Source organism: Streptomyces deccanensis, assembly GCF_022385335.1.
GTDB classification, from domain to species: domain Bacteria; phylum Actinomycetota; class Actinomycetes; order Streptomycetales; family Streptomycetaceae; genus Streptomyces; species Streptomyces deccanensis.
In genome coordinates, this window is the sequence record NZ_CP092431.1 from 7,582,037 (window position 1) to 7,601,599 (window position 19,563).

The 19,563-nt window shown below is 70.5% G+C and carries 15 protein-coding genes; 8 read left to right on the forward strand and 7 right to left on the reverse strand.

Annotated elements, in window-relative coordinates; all coding sequences use genetic code 11:
* The first annotated feature begins 25 nt into the window (after positions 1-25).
* Together L3078_RS33540 and L3078_RS33545 are read left to right on the forward strand one after the other, a co-directional pair.
* Positions 26-1,570, forward strand: coding sequence for an RNA polymerase sigma factor (locus L3078_RS33540; protein ID WP_275593188.1), 1,545 nt, complete (start codon positions 26-28; stop codon positions 1,568-1,570).
* A 146-nt stretch (positions 1,571-1,716) separates the two neighbouring features.
* Positions 1,717-2,532, forward strand: coding sequence for a S1 family peptidase (locus tag L3078_RS33545; RefSeq protein ID WP_239757666.1), 816 nt, complete (start codon positions 1,717-1,719; stop codon positions 2,530-2,532).
* A gap of 138 nt (positions 2,533-2,670) precedes the next feature.
* On the opposite strand, the gene L3078_RS33550 is transcribed toward L3078_RS33545, so the two are convergent.
* Complete coding sequence (locus tag L3078_RS33550) at positions 2,671-2,901, reverse strand: DUF7455 domain-containing protein (RefSeq protein WP_013000244.1); 231 nt, start codon at positions 2,899-2,901, stop codon at positions 2,671-2,673.
* 479 nt (positions 2,902-3,380) lie between these two features.
* On the opposite strand from L3078_RS33550, the gene L3078_RS33555 reads away from it, so the two are divergent.
* The 3 genes from L3078_RS33555 to L3078_RS33565 all read left to right on the forward strand — a co-directional run bounded on the left by L3078_RS33555 (position 3,381) and on the right by L3078_RS33565 (position 7,825).
* Positions 3,381-5,501, forward strand: a complete 2,121-nt coding sequence (locus tag L3078_RS33555; RefSeq protein ID WP_239757667.1) for a DNA gyrase/topoisomerase IV subunit B — start codon at positions 3,381-3,383, stop codon at positions 5,499-5,501.
* Positions 5,502-5,696: 195 nt separating this feature from the next.
* Positions 5,697-6,236, forward strand: coding sequence for a DUF485 domain-containing protein (locus tag L3078_RS33560; protein ID WP_239757668.1), 540 nt, complete (start codon positions 5,697-5,699; stop codon positions 6,234-6,236).
* Positions 6,233-7,825, forward strand: coding sequence for a solute symporter family protein (locus L3078_RS33565; protein WP_239757669.1), 1,593 nt, complete (start codon positions 6,233-6,235; stop codon positions 7,823-7,825). Before L3078_RS33560 ends, L3078_RS33565 begins: the two co-directional genes overlap by 4 nt.
* A gap of 70 nt (positions 7,826-7,895) precedes the next feature.
* Here the strand turns inward: L3078_RS33565 and L3078_RS33570 are convergent, their stop codons facing one another.
* The 5 genes from L3078_RS33570 to L3078_RS33590 form a co-directional block, all read right to left on the reverse strand.
* Positions 7,896-8,576, reverse strand: a complete 681-nt coding sequence (locus tag L3078_RS33570; protein ID WP_239757671.1) for a response regulator — start codon at positions 8,574-8,576, stop codon at positions 7,896-7,898.
* Positions 8,573-10,240: an ATP-binding protein gene (locus L3078_RS33575; RefSeq protein ID WP_239757672.1), complete on the reverse strand. Its 1,668-nt coding sequence runs from the start codon at positions 10,238-10,240 to the stop codon at positions 8,573-8,575. Before L3078_RS33575 ends, L3078_RS33570 begins: the two co-directional genes overlap by 4 nt.
* Before the next feature lie 102 nt (positions 10,241-10,342).
* Entirely contained in the window at positions 10,343-11,278 is a 936-nt protein-coding gene (locus L3078_RS33580) for a sucrase ferredoxin (RefSeq protein WP_239757673.1), read from the reverse strand.
* Positions 11,279-11,470: 192 nt separating this feature from the next.
* Positions 11,471-11,707 (reverse strand): hypothetical protein, encoded by a 237-nt coding sequence (locus tag L3078_RS33585; protein ID WP_033525166.1) that lies wholly within the window; start codon positions 11,705-11,707, stop codon positions 11,471-11,473.
* Positions 11,708-11,859: 152 nt separating this feature from the next.
* The gene (locus tag L3078_RS33590) at positions 11,860-12,408 is read right to left on the reverse strand and encodes a DUF6082 family protein (protein ID WP_239757674.1); all 549 of its coding nucleotides are present in this window, start codon (positions 12,406-12,408) and stop codon (positions 11,860-11,862) included.
* A gap of 295 nt (positions 12,409-12,703) precedes the next feature.
* On the opposite strand from L3078_RS33590, the gene L3078_RS33595 reads away from it, so the two are divergent.
* The gene (locus L3078_RS33595) at positions 12,704-13,816 is read left to right on the forward strand and encodes a CobW family GTP-binding protein (RefSeq protein WP_420864197.1); all 1,113 of its coding nucleotides are present in this window, start codon (positions 12,704-12,706) and stop codon (positions 13,814-13,816) included.
* Positions 13,817-13,826: 10 nt separating this feature from the next.
* Here L3078_RS33595 and L3078_RS33600 read toward each other — a convergent pair whose 3' ends face one another.
* Positions 13,827-16,283 (reverse strand): DNA gyrase/topoisomerase IV subunit A, encoded by a 2,457-nt coding sequence (locus L3078_RS33600; RefSeq protein WP_239757676.1) that lies wholly within the window; start codon positions 16,281-16,283, stop codon positions 13,827-13,829.
* Positions 16,284-16,664: 381 nt separating this feature from the next.
* Between L3078_RS33600 and L3078_RS33605 the strand changes: the two genes are divergently transcribed.
* Together L3078_RS33605 and L3078_RS33610 are read left to right on the forward strand one after the other, a co-directional pair.
* Complete coding sequence (locus tag L3078_RS33605) at positions 16,665-18,053, forward strand: M16 family metallopeptidase (protein WP_239757677.1); 1,389 nt, start codon at positions 16,665-16,667, stop codon at positions 18,051-18,053.
* On the forward strand, positions 18,050-19,438 hold the full coding sequence (locus L3078_RS33610) for a M16 family metallopeptidase (RefSeq protein ID WP_239757679.1): 1,389 nt from the start codon (positions 18,050-18,052) through the stop codon (positions 19,436-19,438). Before L3078_RS33605 ends, L3078_RS33610 begins: the two co-directional genes overlap by 4 nt.
* Positions 19,439-19,563: the final 125 nt, after the last annotated feature.

Below are 19,563 nucleotides of genomic sequence, written 5' to 3' on the forward strand. Positions count from 1 at the left end.
TTTCCAACGTTCCGAGAGGTTGTTCGTGTCGGCCAGCACATCCCGTACGCTCCCGCCGGAGATCGCCGAGTCCGTCTCTGTCATGGCGCTCATTGAGCGGGGAAAGGCTGAGGGGCAGATCGCCGGCGACGATGTGCGTCGGGCCTTCGAAGCTGACCAGATTCCGGCCACTCAGTGGAAGAACGTACTGCGCAGCCTCAACCAGATCCTCGAGGAAGAGGGTGTGACGCTGATGGTCAGTGCCGCGGAGCCCAAGCGCACCCGAAAGAGCGTCGCAGCGAAGAGTCCGGCCAAGCGCACCGCCACCAAGACGGTCGCGGCGAAGACGGTGACCACCAAGAAGGCCACCGCCACAGCCGCCCCCGCGGTGCCCGCGGCCGACGCCTCCGCCGAGGACGCCGCACCCGCCAAGAAGGCCGCCGCCAAGAAGGCGGTCGCCAAGAAGGCGGCCCCCGCCAAGAAGACCGTCGCCGCGAAGAAGACGGCGGCCAAGAAGACGACGGCCAAGAAGGACGACGTCGAGCTGATCGAGGAAGAGGTCCTCGAGGAGACCCCGGGCGGCAAGCCGGGCGAAGAGCCCGAGGGCACCGAGAGCGCCGGCTTCGTGCTGTCCGACGAGGACGAGGACGACGCGCCCGCCCAGCAGGTCGCGGCCGCCGGTGCCACCGCCGACCCGGTCAAGGACTACCTCAAGCAGATCGGCAAGGTCCCCCTGCTCAACGCCGAGCAGGAGGTCGAGCTCGCCAAGCGCATCGAGGCCGGTCTGTTCGCCGAGGACAAGCTGGCCAACGCGGACAAGCTCGCCCCCAAGCTCAAGCGCGAGCTGGAGATCATCGCCGAGGACGGCCGCCGCGCCAAGAACCACCTCCTGGAGGCCAACCTCCGTCTGGTGGTCTCCCTGGCCAAGCGCTACACAGGCCGCGGCATGCTCTTCCTGGACCTGATCCAGGAGGGCAACCTCGGTCTGATCCGCGCGGTCGAGAAGTTCGACTACACCAAGGGCTACAAGTTCTCCACGTACGCCACCTGGTGGATCCGTCAGGCGATCACCCGCGCCATGGCCGACCAGGCCCGCACCATCCGTATCCCGGTGCACATGGTCGAGGTCATCAACAAGCTGGCGCGTGTGCAGCGTCAGATGCTCCAGGACCTGGGCCGCGAGCCCACCCCGGAGGAGCTGGCCAAGGAACTCGACATGACCCCCGAGAAGGTCATCGAGGTCCAGAAGTACGGCCGCGAGCCCATCTCCCTGCACACCCCGCTGGGCGAGGACGGCGACAGCGAGTTCGGTGACCTCATCGAGGACTCCGAGGCCGTCGTCCCGGCCGACGCGGTCAGCTTCACGCTTCTCCAGGAGCAGCTGCACTCCGTGCTCGACACGCTCTCCGAGCGCGAGGCGGGCGTCGTCTCCATGCGCTTCGGTCTCACCGACGGTCAGCCGAAGACCCTCGACGAGATCGGCAAGGTGTACGGCGTCACGCGTGAGCGCATCCGCCAGATCGAGTCCAAGACGATGTCGAAGCTGCGACACCCGTCCCGCTCGCAGGTCCTGCGCGACTACCTCGACTAGGCAGCACGCCCCACCGGCGCGCGTGGTCGGTCCGAAGGCCCGGTTCCCTCGAAGGAGCCGGGCCTTCGGCGTGTGTGCGGCATGCGAAAGCCGATCCGGTGGATCACTCTGGGTGTGCCATCCAAGACCCGGAGTGAGGAGCGCGCATGCGTCGATCGTTCGCCCGACTGCTGGCCGTCGCGGCCACCACGGCCGTCATACCGCTGGTGGCACCGCCACCGGCGACGGCCGAGGTCGTCATCGGGGGTCATCCGGTCGAGATCTCCCAGGCGCCCTGGACGGTGGCGCTGTCCAGCCGTGACCGGTTCGGAGGTACGCGGGCCGGGCAGTTCTGCGGCGGTGTCGTGGTCGCCCCCACGACGGTGCTGACGGCCGCCCACTGCCTCAGCGAGGGCGTGCTGGGCGGTCCGCCGGAACGGGTCCCCGATCTGCGGGTCATCGCCGGTCGCGCCGAGCTGCAGTCGGCCGAGGGCGCGGAGGTCCCGGTGAGCGGGGCCTGGGTCAACCCCGAGTACGACCCCTATACGAACGCGGGGGACTTCGCGGTGGTCACCCTCGCCGCACCGCTGCCCGAGAGCCACGTCATCGCACTGGCGGGCGCCGGCGACGCGGCGTACGCGCCGGGCACGCCGGCCGCGGTCTACGGCTGGGGGGACACCACGGGTGCCGGGGACTACGCACAGGGCCTGCGGGCCGCCTCGGTGGAGGTGCTGGCCGACACCGTCTGCGAGCGGGCCTACCCGGGCAGCGCGGAAGGCCGGTACCAGGCCGGCTCGATGGTCTGCGCCGGGGAGCAGAACGGCGGCCGGGACGCCTGCCAGGGGGACAGCGGAGGACCGCTGGTCGCCCGGGGGAAGCTGATCGGCCTCGTGTCGTGGGGCAGCGGCTGTGGGCTCGCCGGGAATCCCGGCGTCTACACCAGGGGCTCGTACGTGGCCCGGGTGCTGGCGGAGAGCCGCTGAGGCGGCGCCGAGGCGCCGTACGCGGCAGCGCGCCGTCGTGGGTGCGGCACGAGAGCGGGCGGCCACCCCGTGTGTGCGGGAGTGGCCGCCCGGTCACCGGCCTCGAGCCGGTGGCGGCTCGTCGTCAGGTGCGAAGCGTCAGCGCTCGTCCTCTTCTGCGGTCGCGGGAGCGGCCGTGAGCCGCTCCGTCTCGTCCTGTATCTCCGCGGCGATCTTCTTGAGCTCGGGCTCGAACTTGCGGCCGTGGTGGGCGCAGAACAGCAGCTCTCCACCGCTCAGCAGGACGACGCGCAGATAGGCCTGGGCGCCGCAGCGGTCGCATCGGTCAGCGGCCGTCAGCGGGGTCGCGGGGGTCAGAACAGTAGTCACGTCGCCTCTTCTCTAGCTCGACGAGCTGTCGTACCAGGGTCAACATCCAACCAGGCCGAAAACGTTCCCGCTCGCGGCTTTAACTCGAAAAAATCTTTCCGGGCCGGCTGTCTGCTGCCGGTTGGCGGCGAATGAGCCGTAGTGCGTGTCTTCGTGTCGTACGGGTTCGCGCTGGCTGTCAGTGGTTCTTCGGGGGGTTCTGGCGGTTGTTCTTTCGGTTGTACGGTCCTCCCGGCTGGGTTGCCGGTTGTTCATGAGGACGTGCCCGGAGCCTAAATGGTTCATGCCTCGAAGGGAACGTGATATGTACTTCACCCCATCGAGGGATCGAACGTGTATGCGACTCTGGACTACTCTGAGTTTCGGACGAGGGTGGCGTTACAACGGCTCTACCAGGCCTCGGTACCCTCGGACCGGCAACAGAGCCCGGCCCCTTACCCAAATGGGCCTCACCTGAAATTCAGCGAGGAGCGAACCGCGTGACCGCCGATACGTCCGTGCCGTCCACAGCGCTGCTGACCGGAGCAGACCGGGACGGTTCCAACTACACCGCGCGGCACCTGCTCGTCCTCGAGGGCCTCGAGGCCGTGCGGAAGCGCCCGGGTATGTACATCGGCTCGACCGACAGTCGAGGCCTGATGCACTGCCTGTGGGAGATCATCGACAACTCCGTGGACGAGGCCCTCGGGGGGTACTGCGACCACATCGAGGTGATCCTCCATGACGACGCCTCCGTGGAGGTGCGGGACAACGGCCGCGGCATCCCGGTCGACGTCGAGCCCAAGACCGGCCTGTCGGGTGTCGAGGTCGTCATGACCAAGCTGCACGCCGGCGGCAAGTTCGGCGGCGGTTCGTACGCGGCCTCCGGTGGTCTGCACGGCGTGGGCGCCTCCGTGGTGAACGCGCTCTCGGCCCGCCTGGACGTCGAGGTCGACCGCAGCGGCAGCACGCACGCCATCAGCTTCCGGCGCGGCGTGCCCGGCGCCTTCTCGGGCAACGGCCCGGACGCCAAGTTCGAGACCGGCGGTCTGCGGAAGGGCAAGCGGATCCCCAAGACGCGCACCGGCACGCGCGTGCGCTACTGGGCCGACCGCCAGATCTTCCTCAAGGACGCCAAGCTCTCCCTGGAGAACCTGCACCAGCGGGCCCGCCAGACCGCGTTCCTCGTGCCCGGTCTGACGATCGTCGTCCGGGACGAGTTCGGCCTCGGTGAGGGCGGCAGCAAGGGCGAGGAGTCGTTCCGCTTCGACGGCGGCATCAGCGAGTTCTGCGAGTACCTGGCCTCCGACAAGCCGGTCTGCGACGTCCTCCGCTTCTCCGGGCAGGGCACCTTCAGGGAGACCGTGCCCGTCCTGGACGAGCACGGTCAGATGACGCCCACGCAGGTCACCCGCGAGCTCGGCGTCGATGTCGCCATGCGCTGGGGCACCGGCTACGACACCACGCTCAAGTCGTTCGTGAACATCATCGCCACCCCCAAGGGCGGCACCCACGTCGCGGGCTTCGAGCAGGCCGTGGCCACCACGATGAACGAGGTGCTGCGCGCGAAGAAGATGCTGCGGGTGGCCGAGGACGACATCGTCAAGGACGACGCCCTAGAGGGCCTCACCGCCGTCGTCACCGTGCGGCTCGCCGAGCCGCAGTTCGAGGGCCAGACCAAGGAGGTCCTCGGCACCTCGGCGGCCCGGCGCATCGTGGCCCAGGTGATCGCCAAGGAGCTCAAGGCGTTCCTGACCTCCACCAAGCGGGATGCCGCGGCCCAGGCGCGGGTCGTCATGGAGAAGGCCGTCGCCGCCGCTCGTACGCGTATCGCCGCACGTCAGCACAAGGACGCGCAGCGTCGTAAGACGGCGCTGGAGTCGTCGTCGCTGCCGGCCAAGCTCGCCGACTGCCGCAGCGACGACGTGGAGCGCAGTGAGCTGTTCATCGTCGAGGGTGACTCGGCGCTCGGTACGGCGAAGCTCGCCCGGAACTCCGAGTTCCAGGCGCTGCTGCCGATCCGGGGCAAGATCCTCAACGTCCAGAAGTCGTCCGTGACCGACATGCTCAAGAACGCCGAGTGCGGCGCGATCATCCAGGTCATAGGGGCGGGCTCGGGGCGTACCTTCGACATCGACGCGGCCCGCTACGGCAAGATCATCATGATGACCGACGCCGATGTCGACGGGTCGCACATCCGGTGTCTGCTGTTGACGCTCTTCCAGCGGTACATGCGCCCGATGGTCGAGGCGGGACGCGTCTTCGCGGCGGTGCCCCCGCTGCACCGGATCGAGCTGGTCCAGCCCAAGAAGGGGCAGGACAAGTACGTCTATACCTACTCGGACCGGGAGCTGCGCGACAAGCTGCTGGAGTTCCAGAGCAAGGGCGTCCGGTACAAGGACTCCATCCAGCGCTACAAGGGCCTCGGCGAGATGGACGCGGACCAGCTGGCGGAGACGACCATGGACCCGCGCCACCGCACGCTGCGGCGGATCAACCTGTCGGACCTGGAGGCGGCGGAGCAGGTCTTCGACCTGCTGATGGGGAACGACGTCGCACCGCGCAAGGAGTTCATCTCCAGCTCCGCGGCCACGCTGGACCGGTCGCGCATCGACGCGTAGCCCCCGTCACCGGGCCGGAGGCGGGTGCCTTCGGTCCGGCGGGGTGGGCCCGGAGGGCGCCTCTTCGGCCCGTACGCGGGCGCCGGTGGGTCTCTTGCGCCGCAAGTGCGGGAGGCTGGCCGGGGTTTCACCTGATGGGGTGAACAATCGTGAAGAGGTGCGCCAGGGGTCTTTCCGTTCTGTCCATGCTTGGGCATGCAGTCAAGCACCGGCCGTCCCCGTCGACGCGGGGGTGGTTCTGAGAGCCCGGTTGAGCAGCACGAGGGGCACGGCCTCGCCAGCGCGGACGTGCGGTTCGACGATCCGTGGTACGACGCGCTGGCCTCCGGCTGGGGGGAGTTGGACGGCACCGGCGGGCCGGCCCCGGTCGCGGCCGACGCGCGGGAGAGCCGGAGCGAGGGCGCGGCGGACGTCTATCTGGAGGTCCAGCGGAGCGCGGCCTTCCAGGAAGTGCGCAGCCGTTACCGCAGGTTCGTGATCCCGGGCGTCGCCGTCTTCTTCACCTGGTACGTGGCCTACGTCGTGACGGCGACCACCGCCCCGGGCCTGATGGCACGGCCGGTGGCGGGCGCGGTGAATGTGGCGATGCTGGCGGGGCTCGGTCAGTTCCTCACGACCTTCCTGTTCACCTGGGCGTACGCGCGCCACGCGCGGCTGCGCCGGGACCGGGCGGCGCTCGATCTGCGCTGGGACACCCAGGAGTTGACGCGCGGCATCAGAGGGGGTGCGCGGTGACCGCCGACCATCAGACGCTGGCGCTGGTGCTGTTCAGCGCGTTCGTGGCGGTCACGCTGGGCATCACGACGTGGGTGAGCCGCAACCGCCATGGTTCCGCTGAGGAGTTCTACGCCGGCGGGCGGTTGTTCTCGCCGATGGAGAATGGTTTTGCCATCGCGGGCGACTACATGTCCGCCGCCTCCTTCCTCGGCATCTCCGGGCTCATCGCGCTCTTCGGGTACGACGGACTGCTCTACTCCGTGGGCTTCCTGGTCGCCTGGCTCGTGGTGCTGTTCCTGGTGGCCGAACTGGTGCGCAACTGCGGGCGGTTCACGCTCGCCGACGTCGTCGCGGCGCGGATGAACGAACGGCCTGTGCGGATCGCGGCGGGAACTTCCTCGGTGACCGTGTCCGTTCTGTATCTGGTGGCGCAGATGGTGGGAGCGGGCACCCTCGTCGCGCTGCTGCTGGGAGGAGAGAGCGAGGCTGCGCAGACCTGGACGGTCATCGGGGTCGGCGCGCTCATGGTCGTCTATGTGTCGCTGGGAGGGATGCGGGCCACCACCTGGATCCAGATCGTGAAAGCGGTCCTGTTGATGGGCGGGGCGATCGTCCTGACCGTGCTCGTCCTGGTCCGGTTCCACGGCGACTTCGACCAGTTGCTGCGGACGGCGGCCGCGCGCAGTGGACACGGCGACGCGTTCCTCGCGCCCGGGCTGCGGTACGGCGGGGACTGGATCGCGCGGTTCGACTTCATCAGCCTCGGGCTCGCCCTGGTGCTGGGCACGGCCGGGCTGCCGCACATCCTGTCGCGCTTCTACACCGTGCCCACCGCGCGGGCCGCACGCCGCTCGGTCGTCTGGTCGATCGGTCTCATCGGCGGCTTCTACCTGATGACGATCGTGCTGGGCTTCGGCGCCGCCGCCATCGTCGGCCCGGAGGCCGTGCGGAGTTCCAACGCGGCCGGGAACACCGCGGTGCCGCTGCTGGCCCTGGACCTGGGCGGCGGCGCCGACTCCACGGGCGGAACGGTTCTGTTCGCGATCGTCGCGGCCATCGCCTTCGCCACGATCCTCGCGGTCGTCGCCGGGATCACCCTCGCGTCGTCGGCGTCCGTCGCCCATGACCTCTACGCGTCGCTGCGGCGCAGGCGTTCGAAGCCGTACAGCGAGGTCGCGGTGGCGCGCACGGCCGCCGTCGGTATCGGCGTGGTCGCGATCGCGCTCGGGCTGCTGGCCAAGGACCTCAACGTGGCCTTCCTGGTCGGCCTCGCCTTCGCGGTCGCCGCCTCCGCCAACCTGCCCGTCCTGCTGTACTCGCTGTTCTGGCGGGGGTTCACCACCCGAGGGGCGGTGTGGTCCGTGTACGGCGGACTGATCCCCTCCGTGGTCCTCGTGCTGCTGTCGCCGGTGGTCTCGGGGAGCGCCGACTCGCTGTTCCCCGGCGTGGACTTCCAGTACTTCCCGTTGCAGAACCCCGGCCTCGTCTCCATCCCGTTGGGCTTCCTCGCCGGCTGGCTCGGCACGGTCACCTCGGCCGAGCCGCCGGACGAGGCGAAGCACGCGGAGACCGAGGTGCGGTCGCTGACCGGAGCGGGAGCGGTGTGATCGCTCGGGGGTGCCCGACAGGCACAGCACGCCTTGCGGCTTCGTCGGAGAAGCGTGTGCTACAGGTCCCTCAGGAGCGCGTCGCCCACTCGTAGCGGTGCTCCGGGCGCCCCGCGTCGCCGTACTTGAGGGTCAGCCGGGCCCGTCCCGTGCGCTCCAGGAGCTTCAGATAACGCTGGGCGGTCTGACGGCTCAGGCCCGTCCGCTCGGCGATCTCCTGGGCGGACAGCGCGCCCTCGGCGGTCATCAGGGCACGACGCACGAGTTCGGTGGTGGTGGGGGAGTGCCCCTTGGGCAGGTCCGGTTCTCCGCCCGCCGAGAGCGCGCCGAAGATCCGGTCGACCTCGGCCTGTTCGGCCTCACCGCCGCCGTCCAGGGTGCGCCGCAGCTCCGCGTACGCCTCCAGCTTCGCCCGCAGCCCGGCGAACGCGAACGGTTTCACCAGGTACTGGAGTGCCCCCTGGCGCATCGCCGCCTGGACGGTCGAGACGTCGCGTGCGGCCGTCACCATGATGACGTCGGTCTCATGACCCCGTCGGCGCATCTCCTGGACGACCACGAGGCCCGTCTCGTCCGGCAGGTAGTGGTCCAGGAGGACCAGGTCCACGTGGGGAGACGTCTCCAACAGGTGCAACGCCTCCGCCGCGTTGTGGGCCACACCGGCGACGTGGAAACCGGCGACCTTCTCCACGTAGGCGGCGTTGACGCGGGCGACTCTGACGTCGTCGTCCACGATCAGGACCTCGATCATCGCGACTCCTTGTCGGCGGCGGTGACGGCGGCTTCGGTTTCCCGCTGCGGGCCCGGTTCGGCGAGTGCGTCGGGCAGGACGACGGTGAACTCCGCGCCACCGCCCTCCGCCTCGTCGACCCGGGCGCTGCCTCCCTGCCGCTCGGCGAGCCGGCGCACCAGGGAGAGCCCGATGCCGCGTTCGCGGTGGGCCGGGCGCGTCTTGGTGGACCAGCCGTCCGTGAAGATCAACTCCCGCTTGTCGGACGGCACTCCGGGGCCCGTGTCCCGTACCCGGAGGATCGCCGTACGGCCCTCGGCGCGCAGCTCGACCTCCACGCGCGCGTGCGGGGTGCCCGCGACGGCGTCCAGGGCGTTGTCGACGAGGTTGCCGACGACGGTGACCAGGCCCCGGGGGTCGATCAGCCGGTCCGGCAGCAGTGTGCCGCCCGCGAGCGACAGGGCCACTCCGCGCTCGGCCGCGACGGTCGCCTTGCCGACCAGCACCGCGGCGAGCAGGGGATCGTGGATCTTCTCGGTGACCTGCTCGGCGGTCGCCCGGTGGTCGCCGACCACCTCGCCGACGAACTCCACGGCCTCGTCGTACAGCTCCAGTTCGAGCAGGCCGAGGAGTGTGTGCATCCGGTTGGCGTGCTCGTGGTCCTGGGCGCGCAGGGCGTCCGTCAGACCGCGCGTGGAGTCGAGCTCACGGCCCAGCTGCTCCAACTCGGTGCGGTCGCGGAGGGTGGCCACGGCGCCCCCGTCGTCCGTGGGCATGCGGTTGGCGACCAGCACGCGGTGGCCGCGCACGGTCAGCAGGTCGGTGCCCGTGACGCGGCCGGCCAGCACATCGGTCGTACGGCCGGGGCCGAGCGCGTCGTCGAGCGACCTGCCGAGCGCCTCGTCACCGATCCCGAGCAGGCGCCGTGCCTCGTCGTTGAGGAGGCGCACGCGCCCGGCGCGGTCCAGGGCGACCACGCCCTCGCGGATGCCGTGCAGCATCGCCTCGCGCTCCGCCAGCAGCCCCGCGATGTCGGAGAAGGCCAGGTCACGGGTCTGGCGATGGACCCGTCGGGAGATCAGGTACGCGGCGAGCGCCCCGACCGCCATGGCCCCGCCGGCATAGGCCAGCAGCCCGGGGATCGCGTGGATCAGCCGGGCGCGCACGCTGTCGTACTCGATCCCCACCGAGACGGCGCCGACGATCTGCCCGCCGGTGTCGCGCAGCGGCACCTTGCCCCGGGCCGAGCGTCCGAGGGTCCCCGAGTCGATCTCCATGACCTCGTCGCCGGCCAGGGCGCGACGCGGGTCGGTGGAGACGAGCCCGCCGATCTCCGCCGGGTCGGGGTGCGACCAGCGCACCCCCTCGCGGTCCATCACGACCACGTACTCGGCCCCGCTGGCCTTCCGGATCCGCTCCGCCTCGACCTGCACGGGACCGTTCACGGACGGCTTCGTCGAGACCAGGTCCTCCGCGATCTGCGGCTGGGCCGCCGTGGTCTGCGCTATGGCGAGGGCCCGGCGCATCGCCTGGTCGTCCAGCTGGTCGCTGAGCGGTGCGAGGAACAGCCCGGTCGCGAGGACGGCGACACCGGCGGCGATCGCCACCTGCATCAGCAGGACCTGCGAGAACACCCGCCGCGGCATACCGAGACGCAGGCGGCGTGCGGGGGGAGTGGGGCTCATACCCATGACGGTACGTGGACGGGGCGGGTCGGCCGTAGTGGGGTGTGGCGCGCATCTCACCCACCGGGTGTTTGCGCGACGACGGCGGGATCGCGTGGTCGGCTACACGACGGTCGCGGGTGTCAGCTCGCGTACGGCCAGTACATCCATCCTCGTGGGGGAGCCCAAGAGGGAACCGCAGCTTTCCTGGCGGGGCGGCTCGGCGGTGCCTTGGGCGACGGTGACGGTCCAGCGGCGGCCGTCGGTGTGGGCGACGACGACGTCCCAGCGGGGGGCCGTGCCGTCCGTGCGGACGACCGTCAGGGCGCCGGCGATGTCCTCGCCGGACTCGGTGCGCACCGCCAGCTCGGCAGCCTGCCCGGGGCGTTCCCAGGCGGAGCTTCCGCGGCACCCCTCGGTGACGACCCGGCCCTCCCGCACGCCCTGGAGGACCTCCTTGACGTGATGGGCCTCGGCGCGGCCGTACACGTAGCCGAAGGGCAGCACGAGCAGGGTCGGGGAGAAGCGGTGACCACCCAGATGGGTGACCTCCCAGGTGCCCTCGACCCCGGAGGCGGCCAGCTCGGCGGCGAGCGGGCGGCCGAGCAGCGCACAGCAGCGGTCGCGCTTGCCGTTGGTGCAGACGAGCGCGAGAGGATCACCGGTGTGGGGCCGCCCGCCCAGAACGGTTCCGATCGTGTGGTGTTCGCCCCTGCCGAGCGCGGCCAGATCGAGGTCGAGCAGCCGCTCGGGGTCGGACGTCGTGGCGCCGTGCAGCCAGACGTTCCCGGGAGCGGTGTGGGCCACGTACACCTGGCGCTCGCGGACCGCGCGGCAGTCCGCGTGGCGGCCGGGGCGCCGGATGAGCGCCACGCGTACGCCGGTGCCCTCCGTCGCGGCTTCGAGGGCGCGGCCGAGCGCGGGGTCGAGGTGGCTCGAGGTGAGCGCCTTGACGCCCCAGGGGCCCGGCTGTTCCAGCAGCAGCCATGTCCTCGCCGTGGCGGCGGTCCCCGCGAGAGGCTCGTCGAGGTGTCGGGACGCGGATGTGCACGTACTCACAGAGGTGAGCCTAACCTGACTTACCTGCTACCGAACTCCGGCTGGGCCGAAGGAAGGGTCGGAGCGCGGCTCACCGGCGCGGTTCACTGGCGCGGCGCGGCGCCGGGCGGGGCGGAACGGCGGTCGTGACATCGGCGCGGGGCGGCGACGCGAGGGGCCCGCGCTGTAGTGCAGGCGAGCCCCCGTTCAGGATCAGGCGTCGGGGATGTCCGACTTTGCCCGGATGAGAGTCTCGCGGCTGATGACCACGATCCTCTCGTAGTCAGCGCGCGAGGCGTCGGCAGGAAGCTCGGGGTCGAGTTTCTCTGTCCGATCTGTCCCGATCACTGCGAAGTTGCCGTCTTGCAGTTCGAAGATGTCTGGGCACGTCTGCCCCGCGGCGCTGCCCCTCTCGCGGGGCGAGGCACCGATGCGGCGCACGATTTTCAACGGGTTCGATCCTTGGGTCATGAGTAGTGATACGAGCGGGCTAATTTTGCCCCATGAGCCCGGTTGATGCGCATGCATCGAAGGCGCGCTGGAGTGAAGCGTGGGAGAGGGGTCGCGCCGCGCGAGACGAGCGCCGTGCGGGGTGAAGGGCTTCACTCGGCGGGAGGTTCGCCCACGACCCACCACTCGTCCGTGCTCGCCTCCTCCAGATCGTTGATCAGGGTGTCGACCATCCTGCCGATCTCCGACTCCTCCGACCCCTCCTTCAGGCTCGACCGGTGGTGGCGCGTGGCTGCCCAGTAGTCGCGCATCAGCGCGCTCTGGAAGATCCCGCGGAGGTGCCCGTACAGCTCGGCCCGACTGAAGACGCCGACCCGGTAACCCTGAAGGACGTGGGTGTAGAGGAGGTTGGCGAAGAGGTACTGCCGTTGCCGGTCGGTGGACAGTTCCTCCTCGTAGGCGTTCAGGACGGGCAGCAGGGTCGGGTCCGCGGCGGCCTTCATGACCAGGTCGAAGTTGTGCCGCTGGTAGGCGATCAGTGCCGCGCGCTGTTCCGTCTCGCGTTCCAGTCGTTCCAGGCGCCGGAGCAAGGTGCTGATGCGCCGCTCCACGGCGAACGCGCCCAGCGCTCCCACCGCGAAGGCGAGACCCGCTGCCGCGGCGGGGCCGAGTCCCCGCGCCCCATGATTCTGTGTGGCCATGTCAATCCCCGATTCAGGCGGCCGTCCGCCGGTCGTCGGGTGTGGGTCGACAGGTTGGGGACCGGCGAGCGGTGGGCGGCGCTTGCCGTCTCCCAGTGTCCCGAGAGGCGCTCGTCCACCGGGAGGCGGAGAGGAGGCGCACGGAAGGATGCGTGGGTCGCGCGACCCGGCGCCATGCCCATCGTGTGCCCCACGGGCGCCGCTGACAATCTCTCGGGGGGTGTGCGGCACCACTCGTATCCTGGTGCGGCATGCGAGCGGCACAGGAGAGCAACGGTCTGGGAGAGGGCGCGTGTTGAGCCAGTCGTCGAGCCGGGGTCCGGGGTCGAGTCCGCGGCAGGTGCCGCAGATCCCCGTCGTCGTCCTCGCCGGGTTCCTCGGATCCGGCAAGACGACCCTGCTGAACCACCTGCTCCACCGCAGCGGCGGCAGCCGGATCGGCGCCGTGGTCAACGACTTCGGCGCGATCGAGATCGACGCGATGGCCGTGGCCGGCGCGCTCGGGGACTCCACCGTGTCACTGGGCAACGGGTGTCTGTGCTGCGCCGTCGACGTCGAGGAGCTGGACCGGTATCTGGAGCGGCTCGCCGATCCCGCCGCCGGGATCGACGTCATCGTCATCGAGGCGAGCGGGCTCGCCGAACCGCAGGAACTCGTGCGGATGGTGCTCGCCAGCGAGAACCCCAGGGTGATGTACGGCGGGCTGGTCGAGGTCGTCGACGCGGCCGAGTTCGCGCGGACCCGGGAGCTGCATCCCGAGATCGACCGTCATCTCGCCATCGCCGACCTGGTGGTCGTCAACAAGCTCGACCGGGCCGAGGACGGGGCGGGAGTCCTGGCGCTCGTCCGCTCGCTCAGCGATGGGGCGGCGGTCGTGCCCGCCACCTACGGGCGGATCGACCCCGAGTTCCTGTTCGACTGCAGGCCCTCCGAGGAGCGCATCGGCCAGCTCTCCTTCGACGACCTCTCCCGGCACGACCACGACGAGGATCACGCCGGGCATCTGCACACCGGCTACGACAGCGTCTCCTTCGTCTCCGACGTGCCGATCGACCCCCGGCGGCTCATGGACTTCCTGGACGGGAGAGCCGACGGGCTGTACCGGATCAAGGGGTATGTGGACTTCGGCCCGTACGACCCCCTGAACCGCTACAGCGTGCATGCCGTGGGGCGGTTCCTGCGGTTCCACCCCGAGCCCTGGACGGACGGCGACCGGAACGGTGACGAGCCCCGACGCACTCAGCTCGTGCTCATCGGGGCCGGGATCGACGCCGCAGCTCTGCGCAAGGAGTTGCAGGCGTGCACGAACGACGCCCTACACGCCGACGAGCACGGCATGTGGGGCGTCCTCCGCTACGTACGGGAGGGGGAGGCCGAGGAACCCGAGGCTTCCTACGACAACCTGTGACGGCCGGGGCTCACACCGGTCCCGCCACCGACGCCACCGTCTTGCCCAGGGACACACCCGAGCCGTCGCGGCGCGGGTCCATCTCCGGGAGGTCCGCCGGGGCGCCGTTCTTCTGCGCGGCGCGGGCCGGGGCGGGTCCCGCCCAGGCGACGGACAGGCAGTCCTCGCCCTTGAGGAACCGCTGGCAGCGGACACCGCCCGTGGCGCGGCCCTTGCGCGGGTACTGGTCGAACGGGGTCAGCTTGGCCGTGGTCTGGACGGAGTCGTCCAGGGTGCCCCGGGAACCGGCGACGGTGAACACCACCGCGTCCACGGCCGGGTCGACGGCCGTGAAGGAGATGACCTTCGCGCCCTCGGTGAGCTTGATGCCCGCCATACCCCCGGCGGGGCGGCCCTGCGGGCGGACCTGGGCGGCCTGGTAGCGCAGCAACTGCGCGTCGTCCGTGATGAAGACCAGGTCCTCCTCGCCGGTGCGCAGTTCGACCGCGCCGACGATCCGGTCGCCCTCCTTGAGCGTGATGACCTCCAGCTCCCCCTTGTTGGACGGGTAGTCGGGGACCACCCGCTTGACGACACCCTGCTCGGTGCCGATGGCCAGCCCCGGCGACGACTCGTCGAGCGTCATCAGGCAGATGACCGTCTCGCCGTCCTGGAGGGAGAGGAACTCCGCGAGCGGGGCGCCGCCCGAGAGGTTGGGGGCCACCGCCGTGTCCGGCAACTGCGGCAGGTCCACCACATTCAGGCGGAGCAGGCGGCCGGTCGAGGTCACCGCGCCCACCTCGCCCCGGGCCGTCGCGGGGACCGCGGAGACGATGACGTCGTGCTTGACGCGCTTGCCGTCCTCGTCCGCCGTGAAGGGCTCGCCGTTGGCCGTACGGGCCAGCAGCCCGGTCGACGACAGCAGCACCCGGCACGGGTCGTCCGCGACCTGGAGCGGCACCGCGGCCACCGCGGTGCCCGAGGACTCCATCAGCACCGTACGGCGCTCGGTGCCGAACTTCTTCGCCACCGAGGCCAGTTCACCGGAGACCAGCTTGCGCAGCTCCGCGTCCGACTCCAGGATCCGGGTCAGCTCGGCGATCTCGGCGTTGAGCCTGTCCTTCTCGGACTCCAGCTCGATGCGGTCGAACCGGGTGAGGCGGCGCAGCGGTGTGTCCAGGATGTACTGGGTCTGGACGTCCGACAGGGAGAAGCGCTCCATCAGGCGCTCCTTCGCCTGCGCGGAGTTGTCGCTGGAGCGGATCAGACGGATGACCTCGTCGATGTCCACCAGCGCGGTGAGCAGACCCTCGACCAGGTGGAGCCGGTCGCGCTTCTTGCCGCGGCGGAACTCCGAGCGGCGCCTGACGACCTCGAAGCGGTGGTCGAGGTAGACCTCCAGCAGCTCCTTCAGGCCCAGGGTGAGGGGCTGGCCGTCGACGAGCGCCACGTTGTTGATGCCGAAGGACTCCTCCATCGGCGTCAGCTTGTAGAGCTGCTCCAGGACGGCCTCCGGCACGAAGCCGTTCTTGATCTCGATGACCAGGCGCAGGCCGTGCGCGCGGTCGGTGAGGTCCTTGACGTCGGCGATGCCTTGGAGCTTCTTCGCCCCGACCAGGTCCTTGATCTTGGCGATCACCTTCTCCGGGCCGACGGTGAAGGGCAGTTCGGTGACGACGAGGCCCTTGCGGCGGGCCGTGACGTTCTCCACGGCAACCGTGGCACGGATCTTGAAGGTGCCGCGGCCCGTCGCGTACGCGTCCTTGATGCCGGAGAGCCCGACGATCCGCCCGCCGGTCGGCAGGTCGGGGCCCGGGACGTGCTTCATCAGCGTGTCCAGGTCGGCGTTCGGGTACCGGATGAGGTGGCGGGCGGCGGCGATGACCTCGCCCAGGTTGTGCGGCGGCATGTTGGTCGCCATCCCGACGGCGATCCCGGACGCGCCGTTGACCAGCAGGTTCGGGAAGGCGGCGGGCAGCGCCACCGGCTCCTGCTCCTGGCCGTCGTAGTTCGGCGCGAAGTCGACCGTGTTCTCGTCGATCGACTCCGTCATCAGGCTCGTCGCGTCGGCCATCCGGCACTCGGTGTACCGCATGGCGGCCGGCGGGTCGTCGTTGCCCAGGGAGCCGAAGTTGCCGTGGCCGTCGACCAGGGGGAGCCGCATGGAGAAGGGCTGGGCGAGGCGCACCAGGGCGTCGTAGATCGACGAGTCGCCGTGCGGGTGCAACTTACCCATGACCTCGCCGACGACGCGGGCGCACTTCACATAGCCGCGGTCGGGGCGCAGGCCCATCTCGTTCATCTGGTAGACGATCCGGCGGTGCACGGGCTTCAGGCCGTCGCGGGCGTCGGGCAGGGCTCGGGAGTAGATGACCGAGTACGCGTACTCCAGGAAGGAGCCCTGCATCTCGTCGACGACGTCGATGTCGAGGATCCGCTCCTCGAACGCGTCGTCGGGCGGCGGGGTCTTCGTGCTGCGGCGGGCCATCGCTGCCGGCTCCTCTTTTTCTGGTCGCTCACCTACGGGGCGCTCACGTCTCCAGCTCACTCCCACCGGGAGGTGAACGGGATCTGACGCGCACCATTGTGGACTGCCGCACTGACAAGCCCGACACGACCCGGCGCCGACCGCCGGGCACGCCCTCCCGAGCCGCCGCGTCAACAGCGTGCGCCGACTTTAACCAGTGACCGTCGGCGGCAACCCCCGTCTCGCTCTCGGCGTACGAGCCCCGGGAACTTCTCCAGGCGTCCGCGCGCTTGCATACAGTGGCAGGACCGGCAGGAAAACAGCGGTTTCCACGACGATTCCACGACGGACAGACCACGGATTCCGCGACCACAGCACAGCGATCGAAGGGACGTACCGCCCATGGGTCACACGGCCACAGCCGAGGCCGGCTCCGAAGGCCTGACAGTGAGGGAGCACCGCCTGGCCAACGGCCTGCGCGTGGTGCTCTCCGAGGACCACCTGACCCCGGTCGCCGCGGTGTGCCTCTGGTACGACGTCGGTTCGCGCCACGAGGTCGAGGGCCGTACGGGCCTCGCCCACCTCTTCGAGCACCTGATGTTCCAGGGCTCGGGCCAGGTCAAGGACAACGGCCACTTCGAGCTGGTCCAGGGCGCGGGCGGTTCGCTCAACGGCACCACCAGCTGGGAGCGCACCAACTACTTCGAGACCATGCCCACCCACCAGCTGGAGCTCGCGCTGTGGCTGGAGGCCGACCGCATGGGCAGCCTGCTGCTCGCGCTCGACCAGAAGAACCTGGACAACCAGCGGGCCGTCGTCAAGAACGAGCGCCGCCAGCGGTACGACAACGTGCCCTACGGCACCGCCTTCGAGAAGATCTTCCGCCTGGCCTACCCGGTGGGCCACCCCTACCGGCACACGCCGATCGGCTCGATGGACGACCTGGAGGCGGCCAGCCTGGAGGACGCCCAGCAGTTCTTCAGGACGTACTACGCGCCCAACAACGCCGTCCTGTCGATCGTCGGCGACATCGACCCGGAGCAGACCCTCGCCTGGGTCGAGAAGTACTTCGGCTCCATCCCCTCCTACGACGGCAAGCCCGCGCCCCGCGACGGCGCGCTGCCCGACATCATGGGCGCGCAAATGCGCGAGGTCGTCGAGGAGAACGTGCCCGCCCGCGCGTTGATGGCCGCCTACCGGCTGCCGGAGGACGGCACGCGCGCGTGCGACGCTGCCGACCTGGCGCTGACCATCCTCGGCGGCGGCGAGTCCTCGCGCCTCTACAACCGGCTCGTGCGCCGCGACCGTACGGCCGTGACGGCGGGCTTCGGCCTGCTGCGGCTGGCCGGCGCGCCCTCCATGGCGTGGCTGGACGTGAAGACCTCCGGCGACGTCGAGGTCCCCGTCATCGAGGCCGCCGTCGACGAGGAACTCGCCCGGTTCGCCGCCGAGGGCCCCACGGCCGAGGAGATGGAGCGCGCCCAGGCCCAGTTGGAGCGCGAGTGGCTGGACCGGCTCGGCACGGTCGCGGGCCGCGCCGACGAACTGTGCCGGTACGCGGTCCTGTTCGGCGACCCCAAGCTCGCCCTGACGGCCGTCGACCGGGTCCTGGAGGTGACGGCCGAGGAGGTCCAGGAGATCGCCAAGGCCCGCCTGAGGCCCGACAACCGCGCGGTGCTCGTCTACGAGCCCGTCGCCGGCGAGGAGGATGCCGAAGAGGGCGCCGAAGACGAGACCGCCGCGGCCGAGGCCGCCGGAACCACCGACGAGACCGAGGAGTCGGCGAAGTGACCGAGCTCGCGACCATGGAATTCCACCCGCAGCCCCAGGCCGGCGAGGCCAGGCCCTGGGCGTTCCCGGCGCCCGAGCGCGGCACTCTGGACAACGGCATGACCGTGCTGCGCTGCCACCGCCCCGGCCAGCAGGTCGTCGCCGTCGAAGTGCTCCTCGACGCGCCCCTGGACGCCGAGCCCGCCGGCATCGAGGGCGTCGCCACCATCATGACCAGGGCCTTCTCCGAGGGCACCGACAAGCACACGGCCGAGGAGTTCGCCGCCGAGCTGGAGCGGTGCGGCGCCACCCTCGACTCGCACGCCGACCACCCCGGCGTACGCCTGTCCCTCGAAGTGCCCGTCTCGCGGCTGGAGAAGGCCCTCGGCCTGCTCGCCGACGCCCTGCGGGCCCCCGCGTTCGACGACGGCGAGATCGAGCGACTGGTGGCCAACCGGCTCGACGAGATCCCGCACGAGACCGCCAACCCGGGCCGCCGGGCCGCCAAGGAGCTCTCCAAGCAGCTGTTCCCGGCCACCTCCCGGATGTCACGGCCCCGCCAGGGCACCGAGGAGACCGTCGAGGGCATCGACTCCGCGGCCGTACGCGCCTTCTACGAGCGCCACGTCCGCCCCGCGACGGCCACCGCCGTGGTCGTGGGCGACCTCACGGGGGTCGACCTCGACACGCTGCTCGGCGACACCCTGGGCGCCTGGACCGGCTCACCGGCCGCCCCGCGGCCCGTGCCGTCGGTGACCGCCGACGACACCGGGCGCGTGATCATCGTGGACCGTCCCGGTTCCGTGCAGACCCAGTTGCTCATCGGCCGCGTGGGCGCCGACCGGCACGACCGTGTGTGGCCGGCCCAGGTGCTCGGCACCTACTGCCTCGGCGGCACCCTCACCTCCCGTCTGGACCGCGTCCTGCGCGAGGAGAAGGGCTACACCTACGGCGTGCGGGCGTTCGGCCAGGTGCTGCGGGCCGCGCCCGACGGTTCGGGCGTCGCGATGCTCGCCATCAGCGGCTCCGTCGACACCCCCAACACCGGGCCGGCGCTGGACGATCTGTGGACGGTGCTGCGCACCCTCGCCGCCGAGGGCCTGACCGACGCCGAGCGCGACGTCGCCGTGCAGAACCTGGTCGGGGTCGCCCCGCTCAAGTTCGAGACGGCCGCGGCCGTGGCGAGCACGCTGGCCGACCAGGTCGAGCAGTACCTGCCGGACGACTACCAGTCGACGCTGTACCGCCAACTCGCCGCCACCGGCACCGTGGAGGCCACCGCGGCGGCCGTGAGCGCCTTCCCGGTGGACCGTCTCGTGACCGTCCTCGTCGGGGACGCCGCGCAGATCGAGGAGCCCGTCAGGGCCCTCGGAATCGGCGAAGTCACCGTCGTCCCGGCCGAGTAGGGGAACGACCGTACGGACGCGTGTCAGTGGGGCCCTGGTGACGGAAGAGTCACCAGGGCCCATGTTTGTCCGTATTGATGGCGGAGGTTGTGTGTCTGACCTGTGGCGTAGTTAACAAATCCTGT

Bases quoted from the DNA above. Each gene is read 5' to 3' on its own strand.
- L3078_RS33545 (WP_239757666.1), top strand. From the start codon at position 1,717: ATGCGTCGATCGTTCGCCCGACTGCTGGCCGTCGCGGCCACCACGGCC.
- L3078_RS33560 (WP_239757668.1), top strand. From the start codon at position 5,697: ATGCAGTCAAGCACCGGCCGTCCCCGTCGACGCGGGGGTGGTTCTGAG.
- L3078_RS33570 (WP_239757671.1), bottom strand. From the start codon at position 8,576: ATGATCGAGGTCCTGATCGTGGACGACGACGTCAGAGTCGCCCGCGTC.
- L3078_RS33575 (WP_239757672.1), bottom strand. From the start codon at position 10,240: ATGAGCCCCACTCCCCCCGCACGCCGCCTGCGTCTCGGTATGCCGCGG.
- L3078_RS33590 (WP_239757674.1), bottom strand. From the start codon at position 12,408: ATGGCCACACAGAATCATGGGGCGCGGGGACTCGGCCCCGCCGCGGCA.
- L3078_RS33600 (WP_239757676.1), bottom strand. From the start codon at position 16,283: ATGGCCCGCCGCAGCACGAAGACCCCGCCGCCCGACGACGCGTTCGAG.
- L3078_RS33605 (WP_239757677.1), top strand. From the start codon at position 16,665: ATGGGTCACACGGCCACAGCCGAGGCCGGCTCCGAAGGCCTGACAGTG.